The sequence below is a fragment of the Nocardioides sp. GY 10113 genome (genome assembly GCF_004919105.1).
Classification (GTDB): Bacteria; Actinomycetota; Actinomycetes; order Propionibacteriales; family Nocardioidaceae; genus Nocardioides.
Map to the genome: position 1 here is coordinate 170698 of NZ_STGK01000011.1, position 18098 is coordinate 188795.

The window sequence follows — 18098 nt, forward strand, 5'->3', positions numbered from 1 at the left end:
GCCAGACAACCCGAGAGGAACGACCATGTCATTGCACGCGTTGCACCGCCCCCACCGTCGCGGGCGTCCCCGGAGCCGGGCCGCGCTCCTCTCCGCGGCGCTGTGCGCCGTGCTCCCGCTGACCGCGCTCACCGCGCTGGCCGGGCCGCCCGGAGCCGGGGCCGCCGAGGACCCGCCGGTCGCACCGACGCTCCGCCTCTCGATGCCCGCCCGCCAGGTGGTCGAGTCCTGGGGACCGCGGGTCTACACCGACCTCGGCATCCGACTGCTCGTCGAGGGCGCGGACCTCGAGGTGCACCTCAACCGGTCCTCCTACGACGACCCGATCACCGCGTCCCTGAAGCTCTCCGACGGCTCGCTGAGGACGCTCGGCGACGACCTGACCCCCACCCTGAACCGGCTGCGCCGCTTCCTGGTGCTGCGCTTCGAACCACTGGGCGACCGCGAGCCGTTCACCCGGGGCCTGCGCGCCTGCCTGGGCCAGGTCTCCGACCGGGTGGACCCCGACGCCGCGCCGAGCTCGCCCTACCCGCGGTACTGCTACTACAACCCCTACAGCCTGGGCGCCGTGCAGGGCATCCCCGCCGGCTACGCCGGCACGATCGGCGACCCGTGGCGCCGGATGGAGATCCCCCGGGGCCGGTACGACGTCTCCGTCACCGTCGCCCGCCGGTGGGCCGCGGCGCTCGGCATGAGCCAGGACCAGCGCACCGCGACCACCCGCCTGGTGGTCCGCAAGGAGCCGTCCTGCGGCGTCTTCCTGCGCGGCTGTCGCCCGCACCCCACGCGCCCCGCCCGACCCGACGCTGAGCTGCGGCCGTCGGCGGTCCGACCGACGCCGGCCCGCGCGGTGGACCCCGGCGACCTCCCGCCGGACACCCCGCAGCCCGACCTGCGGGCCCTTCCCGCGTGGGGCCTGCAGATCTCGCGCAACGGGAACTTCCTGCAGTTCGCCGCGACCGTGTGGAACGCCGGCGACTCCCCGCTGGTCGTCGACGGGTTCCGGCGCAGCGGCGAGGACCTGATGGACGGCTACCAGTACTTCTTCGACGCCGAGGGCCACCAGCTCCCCGACTACGTGCGGGTCGGGAGCTTCGAGTGGGACCCGAAGCGGACACACCAGCACTGGCACTTCCGGTCGTTCGCGTCGTACTCGCTGCTCCCGGTGGGCGAGCGGCCCGACGTCGCCGGGGAGCACGACCACGGCGTGGAGTCCCGCAAGGAGGCGTTCTGCCTGGCCAACACCGACGCGGTGGACCTGACCGTCGACGGCGCGGTGTGGAACGTGGACAACAGCGACCTGAGCACGGCCTGCGGCGACCTCGACTCGCTGTCGATCCGCGAGGTCCTGGACTCCGGGTGGGGCGACACGTACGCCCAGTTCCGCGCCGGGCAGTCGTTCAAGCTCCGCGGGCTGCCGAACGGCTGCTACAACATCTGGGTCGAGGGCAACCCGATCGCGCACGAGGCGACGGGCGCCCGCACGCTGATCGAGTCCGACTACACGAACAACATCAGCAGTCGCAAGGTCTGCATCGGCGGCAAGGACGGCGCCCGCACGATCCGCCGGGTGGAGCAGATCGGCCTGGTCCAGGAGTAGCCCGGCCCTCCACCCCGCACACGACGAAGCGCCCCGTCCGGACCAGGTCCGGACGGGGCGTTTCGCGGTACGACGGGTCGAGCCGTCGGGCGGCTCAGCCCTTGCGCTTCTCGATCTCCGCGGTGGCGGCGGGCAGCACCGAGTGCAGGTCGCCGACGACGCCGAAGTCGACGAGCTCGAAGATCGGCGCCTCCTCGTCCTTGTTGACCGCGACGATGGTCTTCGAGGTCTGCATGCCGGCCCGGTGCTGGATGGCACCGGAGATGCCGTTCGCCACGTAGAGCTGCGGCGAGACGACCTTGCCGGTCTGGCCGACCTGGAAGGTGTGCGGCTTCCACCCGGAGTCGACGGCGGCACGCGAGGCGCCGACGGCGGCACCGAGCGAGTCGGCCAGGCCCTCGACCGCGGCGAAGTCACCGCCGGTGCCACGGCCACCCGAGACCACGATCGCGGCCTCGGTCAGCTCCGGGCGACCGGTGGCCTGACGCGGCTGCGAGGCCACGATCTGGGCGGTCTTGGCGGCGTCGGAGATGGTCGCGGCGAACTGCTCCACGACACCCGCCCCGGCGCCCTCCTCCGGAGCGGCGGCGTTCGGCTTCACCGTGATGATCGGCGTGCCCTTGGTGACCTTGGCGGTCACCGTGAAGTTGCCCGCGAACACCGACTGGGTGGTCACGCCGCCCTCGGCGACGTCGACGGCGTCGGTGATCAGGCCGGAGTCCAGCTTGATCGCGAGGCGGCCGGCGATCTCCTTGCCCTCGGCGGAGGAGGGGATCAGGATCGCAGCCGGGGACGCCTGGGCGGCGACCTGCTGCAGGACCTCGGCCTTCGGGGCGACCAGGTAGCCGCGGATCTCGGTGTCGTCCACCGTGTAGATCTTGTCCGCGCCGTAGCCCTTCAGGGTCTCGGCGGCCGCGGCGGCCTTGTCGGCACCGCCGATGAAGACCGCGGCGGGCTCGCCGAGGCGCTTGGCGATGGCGAGGAGCTCGAAGGTGGGCTTGCGGATCGCGCCGTCGACGTGGTCGACGAGAACCAGAACTTCAGACATGTCTCAGTGCGCTCCTCAGATGAACTTCTTCGAGGCGAGGAACTCGACCAGCGCCGTGGCGCCCGAGCCGTCCTCGTCCTTGACGATCTCGCCGGCGGTGCGCGGCGGGCGGGCGGCGGTCTCCTCCACGGCGGACCAGGCCACCGAGAGGCCGACCTGGCCGGCGTCCACGCCGAGGTCCGCGAGCGTGTAGGTCTCCAGCGGCTTCTTCTTGGCCGCCATGATGCCCTTGAAGGACGGGTAGCGGGCCTCGCCGGACTGGTCGGTCACCGAGATGACCAGCGGCATGGTGCCGCCGACGACCTCGGTGGCGGTGTCGCCGTCACGCTTGATCCGGACCTGGTTGCCCTGGGTCTCCACGACCGCGGCCATGGTCACCTGGGGCAGGCCGAGGCGCTCGGCGAGCATCGCCGGCACGACGGACATGCCGGCGTCGGTGGAGGCCATGCCGCACATCACGACGTCGGGCTGGCCGATCTTCTCGATCGCCTTGGCCAGCACCAGCGACGTGGCGACGGCGTCCGAGCCGGCGATCGCGTCGTCCTGGACGTGGACGGCGGAGTCCGCACCCATCTGCAGCGCCTTGCGGACCGCGTCGACGGCCTTCTCCGGACCGACGGTCAGCGCGGTGACGGTGATCTCCTCGTCGGCGCGCTTCTCCTTGAGCTGCAGCGCCTGCTCGACGGCGTACTCGTCGAGCTCGGAGAGGAGACCGTCGACGCCGACGCGGTCAACGGTGTTGTCCGACTCGAACCGCCGGTCGGCGGTGGCGTCGGGGACGTACTTCACACAGACAACAATGTTCATGGTTGTGGCCGGAACGGCCCCTTCCTCTTCCTGTGCACTCTGGCGTCCCCGCAACGGGGACGTGTGGCCCGGGTTGGACGGCGTTGGGCAGGCTACCCTCCGCGGTTAACGGGATGAAACCGGTCCCGAGTGGGGTACCTCACACGCCCAGCCGCGCGCGGCGTCAGGGGCGGATCAGCCGCTCCAGGATCCGGCCCACCACCAGGTAGGCCACCGCGGCGGCGCCGTAGTTGGCCAGCGCCGTCTTCGTCAGCGCGTTCGGGCCGTCGGGGTCGGCGGCCCACACCGGGTTGTCCAGGTCGAACCACCCCAGGTCGAAGAGGTCGGCGAGGTGGCGCACGGCCTTGACCAGGTCGTTGTTCGCATTGGCGTCCAGCGCGTAGCTGAACGCCGCGGACGCGAGCACCAGGGCGATCAGGAAGCAGGCCACCCAGACCACCCGGGCCACCGCCCCGCGCGCCCGCTCCATGCTCACCGACGGCACCGGACGGCGGCGGGGGGCGGGCGCGGCCGCCTCCGACACGTCGGCGTCGTCGGCCCGCTCGGGGCCGGTCGAGGGTTTCTCCGTCATCGGGGGTTCCGTCGCTTTCGGTGGGGTACGCCGGTTCGCCGGCGGGAGCAGACCACTGCCGGCATTGTGCCCTGCATCACGCCCCGGGAACACCCGGATCGGGGCCGAACCCCTCAGGCGCCACCGGCGGCGGGGCACAATGACGCGGTGACTCCAGGGATGTGGCAGACACTCGGGGAGCGGGCGCCGACCTGGCCCGGCCGCAACTGGCCGCTGGGCGCCACCTGGACGCCGGAGGCGACCAACTTCGCGGTCTACTCGCCCCACGCCGAGGCGGTGTGGCTGTGCCTCTTCGACGAGGACGGCGGGGAGCGTCGACTGCCGCTGACCGAGCAGTCCCTCGGCATCTGGCACGGCGCCGTACCCGGAGTCCAGCCGGGTGACCGCTACGGCTACCGGGTCGACGGCCGGTGGGCGCCGACCCACGGGCTGCGGTTCAACCCGAACAAGCTGCTCCTGGACCCGTACGGCCTCGCGGTCGCCGGGACGATCACGCCCGGACCGGCGCTGCTGGCACACGACGCCGAGGACCGCGGACTGCCCAGCACCCTGGACTCCGCCGACGCCACCGCGCGCAGCGTGGTCGTGGACCCCGCCTTCGACTGGGAGGGCGACGCGCCGATGAAGACGCGGTGGCGCGACACCGTGATCTACGAGGTGCACACCAAGGGCTTCACCCAGCTGCACGACCGGATCCCCGAGCACCTCCGCGGCACCTACGCCGCGCTCGGTCACTCCGCGGTCACCGACTACCTCAAGGACCTCGGCGTGACCGCGGTCGAGCTGCTGCCGGTGCACCAGTTCTTCTCCGAGCCGGCGCTCACCGATCGCGGCCTGGGCAACTACTGGGGCTACAACTCGATCTCCTACTTCGCCCCCGACGCCTCCTACAGCGCGTCGGGCGACCGGGGCGGGCAGGTGCGCGAGTTCAAGCAGATGGTCAAGGACCTGCACCGCGCGGGTCTCGAGGTGATCCTCGACGTGGTCTACAACCACACCGCCGAGGCCGGTCCCGACGGACCCTCGATCAGCTTCCGCGGCTTCGACGACCGCGGCTTCTACCGCCGGGTGCCGCCCAACGGCGGCCCCACCACCGTCGACGACGCCGACCCCCTGCTCGGCCCGTTCGACGACACGTACTGGGACGTCACCGGCTGCGGCAACACGGTCAACGCCGAGGACCCGCTCGCGCTGCGGCTGATCCTCGACTCGCTGCGGTACTGGGTCACCGAGATGCACGTCGACGGGTTCCGCTTCGACCTGATGTCGGCGCTGACCCGCACCGGCGACGCCACCGGCGCCGGCATCGACATGGCCTGCCGACTGCTGATCGCGATCGGTCAGGACCCCGTGCTGCGGCACGTCAAGCTGATCGCGGAGCCCTGGGACGCCTCGATGGACGGCTACCTCGTGGGCCGGATGCCGCCGCCGTGGGTGGAGTGGAACGACCAGTACCGCGACACCATCCGGGACTTCTGGCGCGGCCGGTCCAGCGGCCTGCACGCGGTGGCGACGCGGCTGGCCGGCTCCTCGGACCTGTACGCCGACGACGGCCGTTCGGCCTACAACTCGGTCAACTTCGTCACCGCCCACGACGGGTTCACGCTGCGCGACCTGGTCTCCTACGACCACAAGCACAACGAGGCCAACGGCGAGGAGAACCGGGACGGCTCGGACAACAACCGCTCCTGGAACCACGGGGTCGAGGGCGAGACCGACGACGCCGACATCGTGGCCCTGCGACGCCGCCAGGCCGCCAACCTGATGGCGACGCTGTGCCTGTCCAACGGGGTGCCGATGCTGACCGCCGGAGACGAGCGCGGGCGCACCCAGCGCGGCAACAACAACGCCTACTGCCAGGACAACGAGATCTCCTGGGTCCGCTGGCAGGCCGAGCCGGGCGCGGACGGCGAGCCCGAGGCGTGGCTGGACGTCTACCAGATCACCCGGGCCGCGCTGCGGCTGCGCCGCGACCACCCCGCGCTGCGCCAGCGGCACTGGTTCGAGGGCCGGCCCACCATCGCCGACGGCCCGAAGGACCTCGCCTGGCTGCACCCGACCGGGCGGGAGATGACCCCGGCGGACTGGCACGACCACGGCCTGCAGACGCTCGGGATGTTCCTCTCGGGGCGCCCGCTCCGCGCGCCCGGACCGCGGGGCGAGCAGCAGGTCGACTCCTCGTTCCTGCTCTGGTACCACGCCGGACCGGACCCGGTGGACCTGTTCCTGCCCGACAACGACTGGGTGGCGCGCGGCACCGTCGCGCTCTCCACCGATCCCGATCTGGCGTGCGGCACCGAGGTCAGCGCCGGAGAGAGCCTGCGGATCAGCGGGCGCAGCGTGGTCGTGCTCCAGGAGTCCTGACCGGCGGCCTCACGCGGTGGCGACCACGCCCAGCTCGGCGGGCGAGATCAGCAGCGGGTGGCGCGGCACCACCCGCACCGTGTAGCCGAACGCCCCGCTCCTGGTGAGCTCGACGCCGCCGTCGTACCGGTGCCGGTTGCCCTCGTAGGACTCCACCAGCGCCAGCGGGCTCGCGCTCGCCCCCTCCAGCACGTCCTCGGCGTCGACGCGGCCGTGCACCAGCTGCACCTCGACGTCCTCGGGCGCCAGCTCCCCCAACGCCACGTAGCAGTGCACCTCCAGGCTGTGCCCGACCTCGGTGACGTCAGGGAGACCGTGCGACTCGACGTGCTCGACCCGGACCCCGGACCAGGCGCCGCGCACCCGGGCCTTCCACGCGGCCAGCTCCCGGGCGCGGCGGTAGCCGTCGTCGGGGGTGTCCAGCGTCCTGCCGACACCCGCCGCGGGGGCGTAGAGGCGGCGCACGTAGTCGCCGACCATGCGGGTGGCCAGCACCTTGGGACCGAGCTCCTTCCAGGTGTGGCGCAGCATCTCCACCCAGCGCACCGGCACGCCGTCGGCGTCGCGCTCGTAGAACCGCGGCGCCACCTCGTGCTCGATCAGGTCGTAGAGGGCGGCGGCCTCGAGGTCGTCGCGCGTGTCCGGGTCGCCGGAGAGGCCGGGGCCGTCGGCCGAGGGGATCGCCCAGCCGAACTCCGGCTCGTACCACTCGTCCCACCAACCGTCGAGGATGGAGAGGTTGAGCCCACCGTTCAGCGCGGCCTTCATGCCCGAGGTGCCGCACGCCTCGTAGGGGCGCAACGGGTTGTTGAGCCAGACGTCGCAGCCGGGGTAGAGCGGCTGCGCCAGCGCGATGTCGTAGTTGGGCAGGAAGACGATGCGGTGCCGCACGCCGGCCTCGTCGGCGAACCTGACCAGCTCCTGGATCAGCCGCTTGCCGCCGTCGTCAGCGGGGTGCGCCTTGCCAGCGATCACCAGCTGCACCGGGCGCTCGGGGTGCAGCAGCAGCCCGCGGAGTCGGTCGGGGTCGCGCAGCATCAGCGTCAGCCGCTTGTACGACGGCACCCGGCGCGCGAAGCCGATGGTCAGCACGTCGGGGTCCAGCGCCTCCTCGATCCAGCCGAGCTCGGCCGGCGTCGCGCCCCGCTTCTCCCAGGAGCGACGCAGCCGGCGCCGTGCGTCCGCGACCAGGTGCTCGCGCAGCCGACGCTTGGTGGCCCACACCTCGGTGCCGGGCACCTTGTCGACGGCCGCCCAGTAGGCCGCGGTGTCCTCGGCGGAGCCGACCTCTGTCGGGTCGGCCAGCGCCCCGTGGGCGGCGGCCATCGCGAACACCTCGGGATGCACCCAGGTGGGCGCGTGCACGCCGTTCGTGATCGAGGTGATCGGCACCTCCTCGGTGTCGAAGGCCGGCCACAGGCCCTTGAACATGCCGCGGCTGACCTCGCCGTGCAGCAGCGAGACGCCGTTGAGGCGCTGGGCCAGCCGGAACCCCATCACCGCCATGTTGAAGACGCCCGGGTCGCCACCCTCGTAGTCCTCGGCGCCGAGTGCCAGCACCCGGTCCGTGGGCACCTCCGGCGTGGCGCCGCCGGCCGCGTCCAGGTACTGCTCGATCAGGGAGCGCGGGAACCGGTCGATACCGGCCGGGACCGGGGTGTGGGTGGTGAAGACCGTGGAGCCTCGGCCGACCTCCAGCGCCTCCTCGAAGGTCAGGCCGGGGCCGCCGTCCGCGGTCAGCTCGCGGATCCGCTCGATGCCGAGGAAGCCGGCGTGGCCCTCGTTGGTGTGGAAGACCTCGGGGGCGGGGGCGCCGGTGATCCGCGACCAGACCCGCAGCGCGCGGACCCCGCCGACCCCGAGCAGCAGCTCCTGGCGCAGCCGGTGCTCGCTGTTGCCGCCGTAGAGCCGGTCGGTGATCTCGCGGTAGTGGTCGGGGTTGCCCTCGACGTCGGTGTCGAGCATCAGCAGCGGCACCCGACCGACCTGGGCCACCCAGATCCGGGCCAGCAGGTCGGGGCCGCCGGGCATGCCGAGGCTGATCGTGGCCACCGAGCCGTCGGCCTCGCGCAACGGCGAGATCGGCAGCTCGTCGGGGTCCAGGACCGGGTAGGACTCCAGCTGCCAGCCCTCGCGGGAGAGCGACTGCTTGAAGTAGCCGTGCCGGTAGAGCAGTCCGACGCCGACGATCGGCACGCCGAGGTCGCTGGCCGCCTTGAGGTGGTCGCCGGCGAGGATGCCGAGGCCGCCGGAGTACTGCGGGAGCACCGAGGTGATCCCGAACTCCGGGGAGAAGTACGCCACCGCGGCCGGCCAGGCGGTCTCCGCCTCCGCGACGCTGACCTTCTGGTACCAGCGGTCCGCGCTCAGGTACGACGCCAGGTCGGCGCGCGCCCGCGCGACCCGTTCGACGAAGCCGGTGTCGGCGGCCAGCTCCGCCCACCGCTCGCTGCTGACCGCGCCGAGCAGCCGGACCGGGTCGTGGTGATGGTCGGCCCACAGGTCGGGATCGACCTCCGCGAAGAGCGCCTGGGTCGGCGGGTGCCAGGACCAGCGCAGGTTGGCGGCGAGCTCGCCGAGCGCGGCGAGGTCGGCGGGCAGGACCGGGCGGACCGAGAAACGGCGGATCGCACGCATGCGCCGAACCTAGCGCCGTCTCTGGATCGTTAAAAGAACCAATTGGATATGAGCCGTAACACTGTGACCCGGTGTCACGTTAAACGGTCACCGCGGGCGAGGAGGAGTCATGGGGGCTTCCTCGCCCGCGGACCCAGCGTTGGATGGCGCGAGCGATGTCGCTCGCTGCGCTCGCGCCACGCTGCCGCGCACGCAGTCGGCCGCCGCGGTGGTCGCGGTGTCCTGGCGTCTCGCCGCGTCTGCATCGCGGGAAAGCTCGCTCGCTGCGCTCGCGCCACGCTGCCGCGCACGCAGTCGGCCGCCGATCGCCCACCGGTGGTTGAGGTGCGAGGCGCCCCGGCGCCGAGCCTCGAAACCACCGGACGCCGCGACGCCACCACTACGCTGGCCCGGTGGCCCCCGTCCCCGTCGTCGAGCACCAGCGGCGCGTCGCGCTCCTGCTCGACGCCGGCAACCCGACCGGGCTGGGCGCCGAGCGGATCGGCACCGGCGACGCGCTCGGACGGGTGCTGGCTGAGCCGGTGACCGCGCCGGAAGCGCTGCCCTCGTTCGACAACTCCGCGATGGACGGCTACGCGGTCCGGGCCCGCGACATCGCCGGCGCCTCCCCCGACTCCCCCGTCGACCTGCCGGTGGCCGCCGACATACCGGCCGGCGCCGCCCGCGGCGCGCTCGAGCCCGGGACGGCCCACCGGATCATGACCGGCGCGCCGGTGCCGACCGGCGCCGATGCCGTGGTCGAGGTCGAGGAGACCGACGGGGGCACCGAGCGGGTCCGGATCCGCGCCGCGCGCGCCGCCGGCTCCTTCGTCCGCGCCGCCGGCTCCGACGTCGCCGTCGGGCAGGAGGTGGTCGCCGCCGGGACCCTGCTCGGCGCGGCCCAGCTCGGCGCGCTGGCCGCGCTCGGCGTGCGCGAGGTGCTGGTCCGCCGGCGCCCCCGGGTGCTCCTGGTCTCCACCGGCTCCGAGCTCGCCGCGGACCCGCTGCCGGAGTCCGGCCAGATCCGCGACTCCAACAGCGCGATGCTGGCCGCGGCGGTCGCCGACGCGGGTGGCGAGGCGCTCCGTCGTCGCTGGGTCGCCGACGACGTACCAGCGTTCCTCGACTCGCTCGAGGAGTCGCTGGCCGCGCACGCGCCGATCGACCTCGTGATCACCTCCGGCGGGGTGAGCGCGGGCGCCTACGAGGTGGTCAAGGAGGCGCTCGCTCCCCGCGGGGTCGCGTTCGGGAAGGTCGCGATGCAGCCCGGGATGCCGCAGGGCGCCGGCTCCTTCGCCGGCACGCCGGTGGTCTGCCTGCCGGGCAACCCGGTCAGCGCCCTCACCTCGTTCGAGGTCTTCGTGCGCCCCGCGCTGCGTCGGCTGCTCGGGCACCCGGTCCCCGACCGGCCGACCGCGACCGCCACGCTGACCGAGGACCTGGTCTCCCCCGATGGCAAGCGCCAGCTGCGGCGCGGACGCTGGGACCGCGCCGCCGGCACCGTCGCGCCGTGGGGCCCCCCGGGGTCGGGCTTCCTCGGCTGGTTCGCCGGTGCCGACTGCCTGATCGACCTGCCCGCCGAGCAGACCGCGGTGCGCGCGGGCGAGCCGGTCACCGTCTGGGACCTGCTCATCGGCTGACCGTGCCTCAGCGCCGGCGCCGGCTTCCTGCGTTCGGCTGCCGCCGGACGCGTCGTCGGGCACCATGCGCCGGTGACCACGACCACGACACCCACCCTCCGACGCGGCACGCCGTGGTGGGTGCCCGCACTGGTGCTGACCGCCACCGTCGGCCAGCTGCTGCTGGCGACGCTGGCCCCGGACCTGCCGCAGTTCTCCGGCAAGGCGTTCGGGGCCCGACTGGTCGCCTACCCGCTGATGATGCTCGTCGCACCGGCGTGGTGGTGGCTGGCCACCCGCCCCGGCCGCCGTGCCGGCGCCGAGCCGTCGCCCCGGCCGACCCCGCCGTGGGGCGCGTTCACGCTGGTGATGCTGCCGTTCCTGATCGACGTCACCGGCAACACGCTCGACCTCTACGACACGGTCGTGTGGTGGGACGACGCCAACCACTTCGTCAACTGGTTCCTGCTGTGCGCCGGGATCGGCCTGCTGGCCTGTGGCGCCGTCCGCCCGCGGTGGGCCGTGGTGCTGCTCGTCGCCGGGCTCGGGGCGCTGCTCGCGATCGGCTGGGAGCTCGGCGAGTGGTACACCTTCATCCGGCACGGCACCGAGCTCGGCACGGCCTACGAGGACACCCTGGGCGACGAGGCGCTGGGCTCGCTCGGCGCGCTGCTCGCTGGGCTGGTGGTCGCCGCGACGCTCTCGCGGCGCCCGCCCCGCGGATGACCTGCTGAGACTCTCGACAAATCCGTCTCGATTCGCACGCGGCACCTTGCACGGACCGGCGGTCACCGGTTGGGTGGGCGGCATGGTCGGACGCATCCCGGTGATCGACGTGAGCCCCGTGCTCGCGGGCGGCGACGCCCCTACCAAGGCGGCCGTCGGCGAGCCCTTCCCCGTGTCGGCGACGGTGTTCCGCGAGGGCCACGACCGGCTCGGCGCGGAGGTGGTGCTGGTCGCCCCGGACGGTTCACGGCGAGCGCCGGTGCGGATGGATCCGCTGCCGACGATCGACCGGCACACGGTCGACCGGTACGGCGCCTGGGTCGCCGCGGACCTCCCCGGCGCCTGGGCGTTCGAGATCCACGCGTGGTCCGACCCGGTGGCGACCTGGCAGCACGACGCCGGGATCAAGATCCGCGCCGAGGTCGACACCGAGCTGATGTTCCTCGAAGGACGGCTGCTGCTGGAGCGGGTCGCCGCGACCCTGCCGGCCAGCGCCGCGGCGGAGAGGGACGCGCTCGCCGGCGCACTGGCGGCGGCCACGGACACCGCCCGCCCGGTGCCCGCCCGGCTGGCTGCCCTCGAGGCGCCGGAGGTGATCGCGGCGCTGCGCGCCCACCCGCTGCGCGAGCTGGTCACCGTGGAGGGTCCTTTCCCGTTCTTCGCGGACCGGACCCGCGCGCTGTACGGCTCCTGGTACGAGTTCTTCCCCCGCTCCGAGGGCGCCCGGATCAAGCAGAAGAGCGGCAAGGTCGTCCCCGGCACGCTGGCCACCGCGGCGAAGCGTCTCGACGCCGTCGCGTCGATGGGCTTCGACGTGATCTACCTGCCGCCGATCCACCCGATCGGCGAGGTCAACCGCAAGGGCCCCAACAACACGGTGTTCACCGAGCCCGGCCCGACGCCCGCGGACTGGGCGGGCTCGCCGTGGGCGATCGGCAGCAGGCACGGCGGCCACGACGCGATCCACCCCGACCTGGGCACCATCGACGACTTCGACGCGTTCGTGGCGCGCGCCGGCGAGCTCGGCCTGGAGGTCGCCCTCGACCTGGCGCTGCAGTGCGCGCCGGACCACCCGTGGGTCACCGAGCACCCGGAGTGGTTCACCACGCGCGCCGACGGCACCATCGCGTACGCCGAGAACCCGCCGAAGAAGTACCAGGACATCTACCCGCTCAACTTCGACAACGACCCCCAGGGCCTGGCCGCCGAGGTGCTGCGGGTGGTCCGGTACTGGATGGACCACGGCGTCCGGATCTTCCGGGTCGACAACCCGCACACCAAGCCGGTGGCCTTCTGGGAGTGGCTGCTCGCCGAGATCCGCCGTACCGATCCCGACGTGCTGTTCCTCTCCGAGGCGTTCACCAAGCCGCCGATGCTGCAGACGCTCGGCGCGGTCGGCTTCCACCAGTCGTACACGTACTTCACCTGGCGCACCGCCAAGGGCGAGGTCGAGGACTACCTGCGCGAGGTGAGCGCGGAGTCCGCGCACCGGGTGCGGCCGAACTTCTTCGTCAACACCCCCGACATCCTGCACGAGTACCTCCAGTACGGCGGCCCGCCGGCCTTCAAGATCCGCGCCGTGCTGGCCTCGATGGCCTCGCCGGCGTGGGGCGTGTATGCCGGCTACGAGCTGTGCGAGCACGTCGCCGTGCGGCCCGGCAGCGAGGAGTACCTGGACTCGGAGAAGTACCAGGTCCGGGTCCGCGACTGGGCGGCCGCCGAGGAGGCGGGCACCAGCCTGGCGCCGTACCTGACCCGCCTGAACGAGCTGCGCCGCGCGCACCCCGCGCTGCAGCAGCTGCGCAACCTGCGCGTCCACGCCACCGAGGACGACCAGGTGCTCTGCTTCAGCAAGACCGCCGCGTCCGGCTCCCCCGACTCCCCCGACGGCGTCGACCGGCTGATCGTGGTGCTCACCCTGGACCCGCACCACGCCCGGACCACCCACGTCCACCTGGACCTGGCCGCGCTCGGCCTGCCCGAGGGCGCCACCTTCGCCGTCCACGACGAGCTGAGCGGGGCGGACTGGACCTGGGGCCCGCACAACTACGTCCAGCTCGACCCGCACGGCGAGCCCGCGCACGTGCTGAGCGTGAGGTGGTCGCAGCCATGACAGGCACGGGCCTGACCCCACTCAACGACGAGCCGGAGTGGTACCGCACCGCGGTCTTCTACGAGGTGCTGGTGCGCTCCTTCCGCGACGCCAACGCCGACGGCACCGGCGACTTCCGCGGCCTGATCGAGAAGCTGGACTACCTGCACTGGCTCGGCGTCGACTGCCTGTGGATCCCGCCGTTCTTCACCTCGCCGCTGCGCGACGGCGGGTACGACGTCGCCGACTACACCGGGATCCTCCCCGAGTGCGGCACCGTCGAGGACTTCCACGCGTTCCTCGACGCGGCCCACGAACGCGGCATCCGGGTGATCATCGACTTCGTCATGAACCACACCAGCGACCAGCACCCGTGGTTCCAGGCCTCGCGGTCGGATCCCGACGGCCCGTACGGCGACTTCTACGTGTGGTCCGACACCGATGAGGAGTACGCCGAGGCGCGGATCATCTTCGTCGACACCGAGCCGTCCAACTGGTCCTGGGACACCGAGCGCGGCCAGTACTACTGGCACCGGTTCTTCCACCACCAGCCGGACCTGAACTTCGACAACCCGGCCGTGCACGAGGCGATCCTGGACGCGATGGCGTTCTGGCTGGACATGGGCCTGGACGGGTTCCGTCTCGACGCGGTGCCGTACCTCTACGAGCGGCCCGGCACGAACGGCGAGAACCTGCCCGAGACCCACGCCTTCCTCAGGACCGTGCGCAAGTTCGTCGACGACCACTACCCGGGCCGGGTGCTGCTGTGCGAGGCGAACCAGTGGCCCTCGGACGTGGTGGAGTACTTCGGCGATCCCTCGGTCGGCGGCGACGAGTGCCACATGGCGTTCCACTTCCCGGTGATGCCCCGCATCTTCATGGCGGTGCGCCGAGAGTCGCGGATCCCGATCTCGGAGATCCTGGAGCAGACCCCGCAGATCCCCGACGGCTGCCAGTGGGGCATCTTCCTGCGCAACCACGACGAGCTCACCCTGGAGATGGTCACCGACGAGGACCGCGACTACATGTGGGGCGAGTACGCCAAGGATCCGCGGATGAAGGCCAACATCGGCATCCGCCGCCGGCTCGCCTCCCTGCTCGACAACGACACCAACCAGATCGAGCTGTTCACCGCGCTGCTGCTCTCGCTCCCCGGCTCCCCCGTCCTGTACTACGGCGACGAGATCGGGATGGGCGACAACATCTGGCTCGGCGACCGCGACGGCGTCCGCACCCCGATGCAGTGGACCCCGGACCGCAACGCCGGGTTCTCCTCGGCCACCCCCGGCAAGCTGCACCTGCCGGTGATCCAGGACCCCGTCTACGGCTACCAGTCCGTCAGCGTCGAGGCGCAGCTGGAGAGCCCCTCCTCCCTGCTGCACTGGACCCGGCGGATGATCCACGCCCGGCGCCAGCACCCGGCGTTCGGGCTGGGCACCTTCACCGACCTGGGCGGCTCCAACCCGACCGTGCTCTCCTACGTGCGCGAGCTGGCGCCCGACCCGGAGCGGGTCGGCGCGGGCGCCGGCGGTGACGTGATCCTGTGCGTCAACAACCTCTCCCGGTTCCCCCAGCCCGTCGAGCTGGACCTGCGCCGCTTCGAGGGCTGGGTGCCCGTCGAGCTCCTCGGCGGGGTCCCGTTCCCTGCGATCGGGGAGCTGCCGTACCTGCTCACTCTCACCGGCTACGGGTTCTACTGGTTCCGACTGACCGCACCGGACTCCGGGAGGCCCGTGCTCTGATGAGCGACCACATCCGCGCAGACCTGCACACCTTCCTGGACCGGGCCCGGTGGTTCGGCGGCAAGGGGCGCGGCTTCGAGGTGAGCCACGTGCGTCGCCTCCTGATCACCGATCCGGTGCCGGAGGGCCCGCGGATCGCGGTCGACCTGGCCACGGTGACCTACGAGGACGGCACCTCGGAGCAGTACCAGGTACCGCTCTCGCTGTACGACGTCCCGCAGGAGCAGCTGGGCCACGCCACCGTCGGCGTCTGGGACGACCCCGACTGCGCCGGGGGCACCGTCTTCGCCTACGACGCCGTGCACGACCGGGCGGCGATGGCCCGGGTGCTGGCCGCCTTCGTGCCCGGCTCCGCGCCGGGCGACGACACCGAGGGACTCGTCTTCGTCCGGCTGGCGGGCCACGACCTGGACCTGACCGCGCCCGCCAGCCTGTTCACCGGCGAGCAGTCGAACTCCTCGGTGCTCTTCGGCGAGGACGCGGTGCTCAAGCTCTTCCGCAAGGTGACCCCGGGGTCGAACCCGGACATCGCCACCCACCGGGTGCTCACCGAGGTGGGCTCCACCCACGTCGCCGAGCTCTACGGCTGGGTGGAGTTCCGCGAGGAGGCCGAGCCCCCCGAGGGGCCGCTGCAGCTGGGCATGCTCCAGCAGTTCCTGCGCACCGCGACCGACGGCTGGGACCTGGCGCTGACCAGCGTCCGCAACCTGTTCGCCGAGGCCGACCTGCACGCCGACGAGGTGGGCGGTGACTTCGCGGCCGAGGCGGCCCGCCTCGGCATCGCGCTGGCCGACATCCACGCCGAGCTGCGCGACGCCTTCGGCACCGGGACGGTCCCCGGCGACGAGGTCTCCGCCGGGATGCTGGCACGCCTCGAGGCCGCGCTGGAGGTCGTCCCCGAGCTCGCACCCCACGCGACGCCGCTGCGCGCAGCCCTGCGCGCCGTCGCCGACGTCGCGGAGATCGAGGTCCAGCGCGTCCACGGTGACCTGCACCTCGGCCAGACCCTGCGCACCACGCTCGCCTGGAAGGTCGTCGACTTCGAGGGCGAGCCGGCCAAGCCGCTGGCCGAGCGGCTGCGGCCCGACTCCCGGTGGCGCGACGTCGCCGGCATGCTGCGCTCCTTCGACTACGCCGCCCACGCGCTGCTCGCCTCCAGCACCGACGACGACCCCGACGTCCTCGCCCAGCTGGGCCGGCGCGCCTGGGAGTGGGCCGCGCGCAACCAGGAGGCCTTCCTGGCCGCCTACGTCGGCGCGGACGCCGAGGCCGGCGCCGAGGTGCGTGACCTCACCGCCGCCGAGCACACCCTGCTGACGGCGTACGTGCTGGACAAGGCGGTGTACGAGTGCGCCTACGAGGCCCGCAACCGGCCGCTGTGGCTGCCGATCCCCCTGGGCGCCGTGGAGCGGATGACCTGAGCCCGGCGCGGTGCCTAGTCTGGGTGGCATGGCTGACGACGGTTCCGGCGACGTGCCCGGCGAGTGGGACATCACAGACGAGGAGATCGACTCCTGGTTCGAGGAGCTCGAGGCGGTCGACCAGGCCGCGGCCGACTACCTCGCCGAGCGGGTCGACGGCCTCGGCGACGAGGTCGGCGAGGAGGACGCGCGCTGGCTCGACGCCCTGGCCGAGACGATCGCACCGGACGACGAGCCGGACGAGGACCGCGAGCTGGACGACCTCGAGATCGAGACGATGTCGGCCGTCGCGGCACTGCAGCACGCGGACTGGCTCGGCCTGGCCCTCGGCGTCGTCGACCGCGGGCCTGGCTCCGCGCTCGACCCCGAGGCCGTGCTCGCCGACGTCAACGCGCTGGAGGAGATCGAGGGCGAGATCGACGACCCCGAGGGCTTCCTCGAGGTGCTGGCCGCGGCGCTCAGCCACCTGACCCCGCAGTGGCGCGAGCTCGGGGTGCTGGACGCCGACGACCGCACGACCGCGCGCGGGGTCTGGGGCCTACCGCGGGCGCTGTACCGGCTCTGGAACGCCGCCTGACTCACCTGGTCGATCACCGTTCGACACCCGCTACCCGACCGTGACCCCGGGCTCCCCGAGCGCCGCGCCGCGGCCGAGCCGGCGCCCGGTCGCCGCCGCCGGGCCGCTGGAGGGGCTGCCCGGCGGCGTCGGGGGGGCGATCAGGCGCGGAAGCGCCGGAACAGCGCTCCTGCGCAGCCGAGCATGGCCATCAGGCCCCACCCGCCGAGCATCGGGACCTCGGACCGGTCCCGGTCCGTCGAGGCGGCGGCCGGCCCGACCCCCTCGTCGCCAGAGGCGGCCTGTGGCGCCCCGACGATCCTGCCCGTGGCGGGAAGCGACGTAGCGACCGGAGCGGTACGGGAGGCGACGAGCTGGACCGCGGTCACCTCCGGCGACGACGTGACAGGGGGGATCGGCAGGTGCGGCGCCGCGACCTCGTCCTCCTCCGCGTCCGGGACGCCGGCGGGGGTCTGCTCCTCCACGGCGGGGCTCTCCTCCGCAGCGGGGCCCTCGTCCACAGCAGGGTTCTCCTCGACAGCGGGGCCCTCCTCGGCCGTCGGGCTCTCTGCCTCGGGGACGGGAACCTGCTCGGGCTGCGGGATCACCGACGAGGCCAGTGTGAAGGTCAGCGTCGTCTCGTTGCCGAGGGCGTCGTAGGCGACGAGGATGTTCTCCCCGGCCAGGGCGCCCCAGTGGTTGCCGTCGATGATGTCGTTGACGTCCGACCACCGGCTGACGGTCAGCGGCCGGTCCTGACCGTTGACACGGACTCCCGCGACTCCGCTCCCCAGCTCGCCGTCGTCGATCGAGTACGAGCGGGAGGTCTCCGACGACCCGTCCTTCTCCGTGAGGACGGGCCCGGTGGTGTCGAGCGTGAAGGTCACCGTGGTGACGTTGCCCGCCACGTCGTGGACCTCCATCGTGTTGACGCCC

At 72.7% G+C, this 18098-nt stretch carries 13 protein-coding genes; 8 read left to right on the forward strand and 5 right to left on the reverse strand.

Annotated features, from left to right (window positions below; all coding sequences use genetic code 11):
• Positions 1-25: 25 nt before the first annotated feature.
• Positions 26-1600, forward strand: a complete 1575-nt coding sequence (locus E8D34_RS14585; protein ID WP_136595367.1) for a hypothetical protein — start codon at positions 26-28, stop codon at positions 1598-1600.
• Between the two features lie 94 nt (positions 1601-1694).
• On the opposite strand, the gene E8D34_RS14590 is transcribed toward E8D34_RS14585, so the two are convergent.
• From E8D34_RS14590 to E8D34_RS14600, 3 genes are all read right to left on the reverse strand, one after another.
• Positions 1695-2648 carry an electron transfer flavoprotein subunit alpha/FixB family protein gene (locus E8D34_RS14590; protein ID WP_136595368.1) on the reverse strand — a complete coding sequence of 318 codons (954 nt, stop codon included), beginning with the start codon at positions 2646-2648 and terminating at the stop codon, positions 1695-1697.
• Positions 2649-2663: 15 nt separating this feature from the next.
• The gene (locus tag E8D34_RS14595) at positions 2664-3455 is read right to left on the reverse strand and encodes an electron transfer flavoprotein subunit beta/FixA family protein (protein ID WP_136595369.1); all 792 of its coding nucleotides are present in this window, start codon (positions 3453-3455) and stop codon (positions 2664-2666) included.
• Positions 3456-3618: 163 nt separating this feature from the next.
• Entirely contained in the window at positions 3619-4026 is a 408-nt protein-coding gene (locus E8D34_RS14600) for a hypothetical protein (protein ID WP_240771363.1), read from the reverse strand.
• Between the two features lie 147 nt (positions 4027-4173).
• Here E8D34_RS14600 and glgX point away from each other — a divergent pair, with 147 nt between their 5' ends.
• Positions 4174-6390 (forward strand): glycogen debranching protein GlgX, encoded by a 2217-nt coding sequence (gene glgX / locus E8D34_RS14605; RefSeq protein ID WP_136595370.1) that lies wholly within the window; start codon positions 4174-4176, stop codon positions 6388-6390.
• A 9-nt stretch (positions 6391-6399) separates the two neighbouring features.
• Here the strand turns inward: glgX and glgP are convergent, their stop codons facing one another.
• Positions 6400-9027, reverse strand: a complete 2628-nt coding sequence (gene glgP / locus E8D34_RS14610) for an alpha-glucan family phosphorylase (protein ID WP_136595371.1) — start codon at positions 9025-9027, stop codon at positions 6400-6402.
• Positions 9028-9419: 392 nt separating this feature from the next.
• Here glgP and glp point away from each other — a divergent pair, with 392 nt between their 5' ends.
• The 6 genes from glp to E8D34_RS14640 all read left to right on the forward strand — a co-directional run bounded on the left by glp (position 9420) and on the right by E8D34_RS14640 (position 17183).
• Positions 9420-10646, forward strand: a complete 1227-nt coding sequence (gene glp / locus E8D34_RS14615) for a gephyrin-like molybdotransferase Glp (protein WP_136595372.1) — start codon at positions 9420-9422, stop codon at positions 10644-10646.
• A gap of 72 nt (positions 10647-10718) precedes the next feature.
• Positions 10719-11351, forward strand: coding sequence for a hypothetical protein (locus E8D34_RS14620; RefSeq protein ID WP_206056737.1), 633 nt, complete (start codon positions 10719-10721; stop codon positions 11349-11351).
• An 82-nt stretch (positions 11352-11433) separates the two neighbouring features.
• Positions 11434-13464 carry an alpha-1,4-glucan--maltose-1-phosphate maltosyltransferase gene (locus E8D34_RS14625; RefSeq protein WP_136595373.1) on the forward strand — a complete coding sequence of 677 codons (2031 nt, stop codon included), beginning with the start codon at positions 11434-11436 and terminating at the stop codon, positions 13462-13464.
• Positions 13461-15185 carry a maltose alpha-D-glucosyltransferase gene (gene treS / locus E8D34_RS14630; protein ID WP_136595374.1) on the forward strand — a complete coding sequence of 575 codons (1725 nt, stop codon included), beginning with the start codon at positions 13461-13463 and terminating at the stop codon, positions 15183-15185. The genes E8D34_RS14625 and treS overlap by 4 nt, the downstream gene beginning before the upstream one ends.
• Complete coding sequence (locus tag E8D34_RS14635; RefSeq protein WP_136595375.1) at positions 15185-16606, forward strand: hypothetical protein; 1422 nt, start codon at positions 15185-15187, stop codon at positions 16604-16606. Before treS ends, E8D34_RS14635 begins: the two co-directional genes overlap by 1 nt.
• Positions 16607-16634: 28 nt before the next feature.
• The gene (locus tag E8D34_RS14640; protein WP_136595376.1) at positions 16635-17183 is read left to right on the forward strand and encodes a hypothetical protein; all 549 of its coding nucleotides are present in this window, start codon (positions 16635-16637) and stop codon (positions 17181-17183) included.
• A gap of 140 nt (positions 17184-17323) precedes the next feature.
• Here E8D34_RS14640 and E8D34_RS14645 read toward each other — a convergent pair.
• On the reverse strand, positions 17324-18098 hold a 775-nt coding region (locus E8D34_RS14645), incomplete at its 5' end, for a hypothetical protein (protein WP_206056738.1).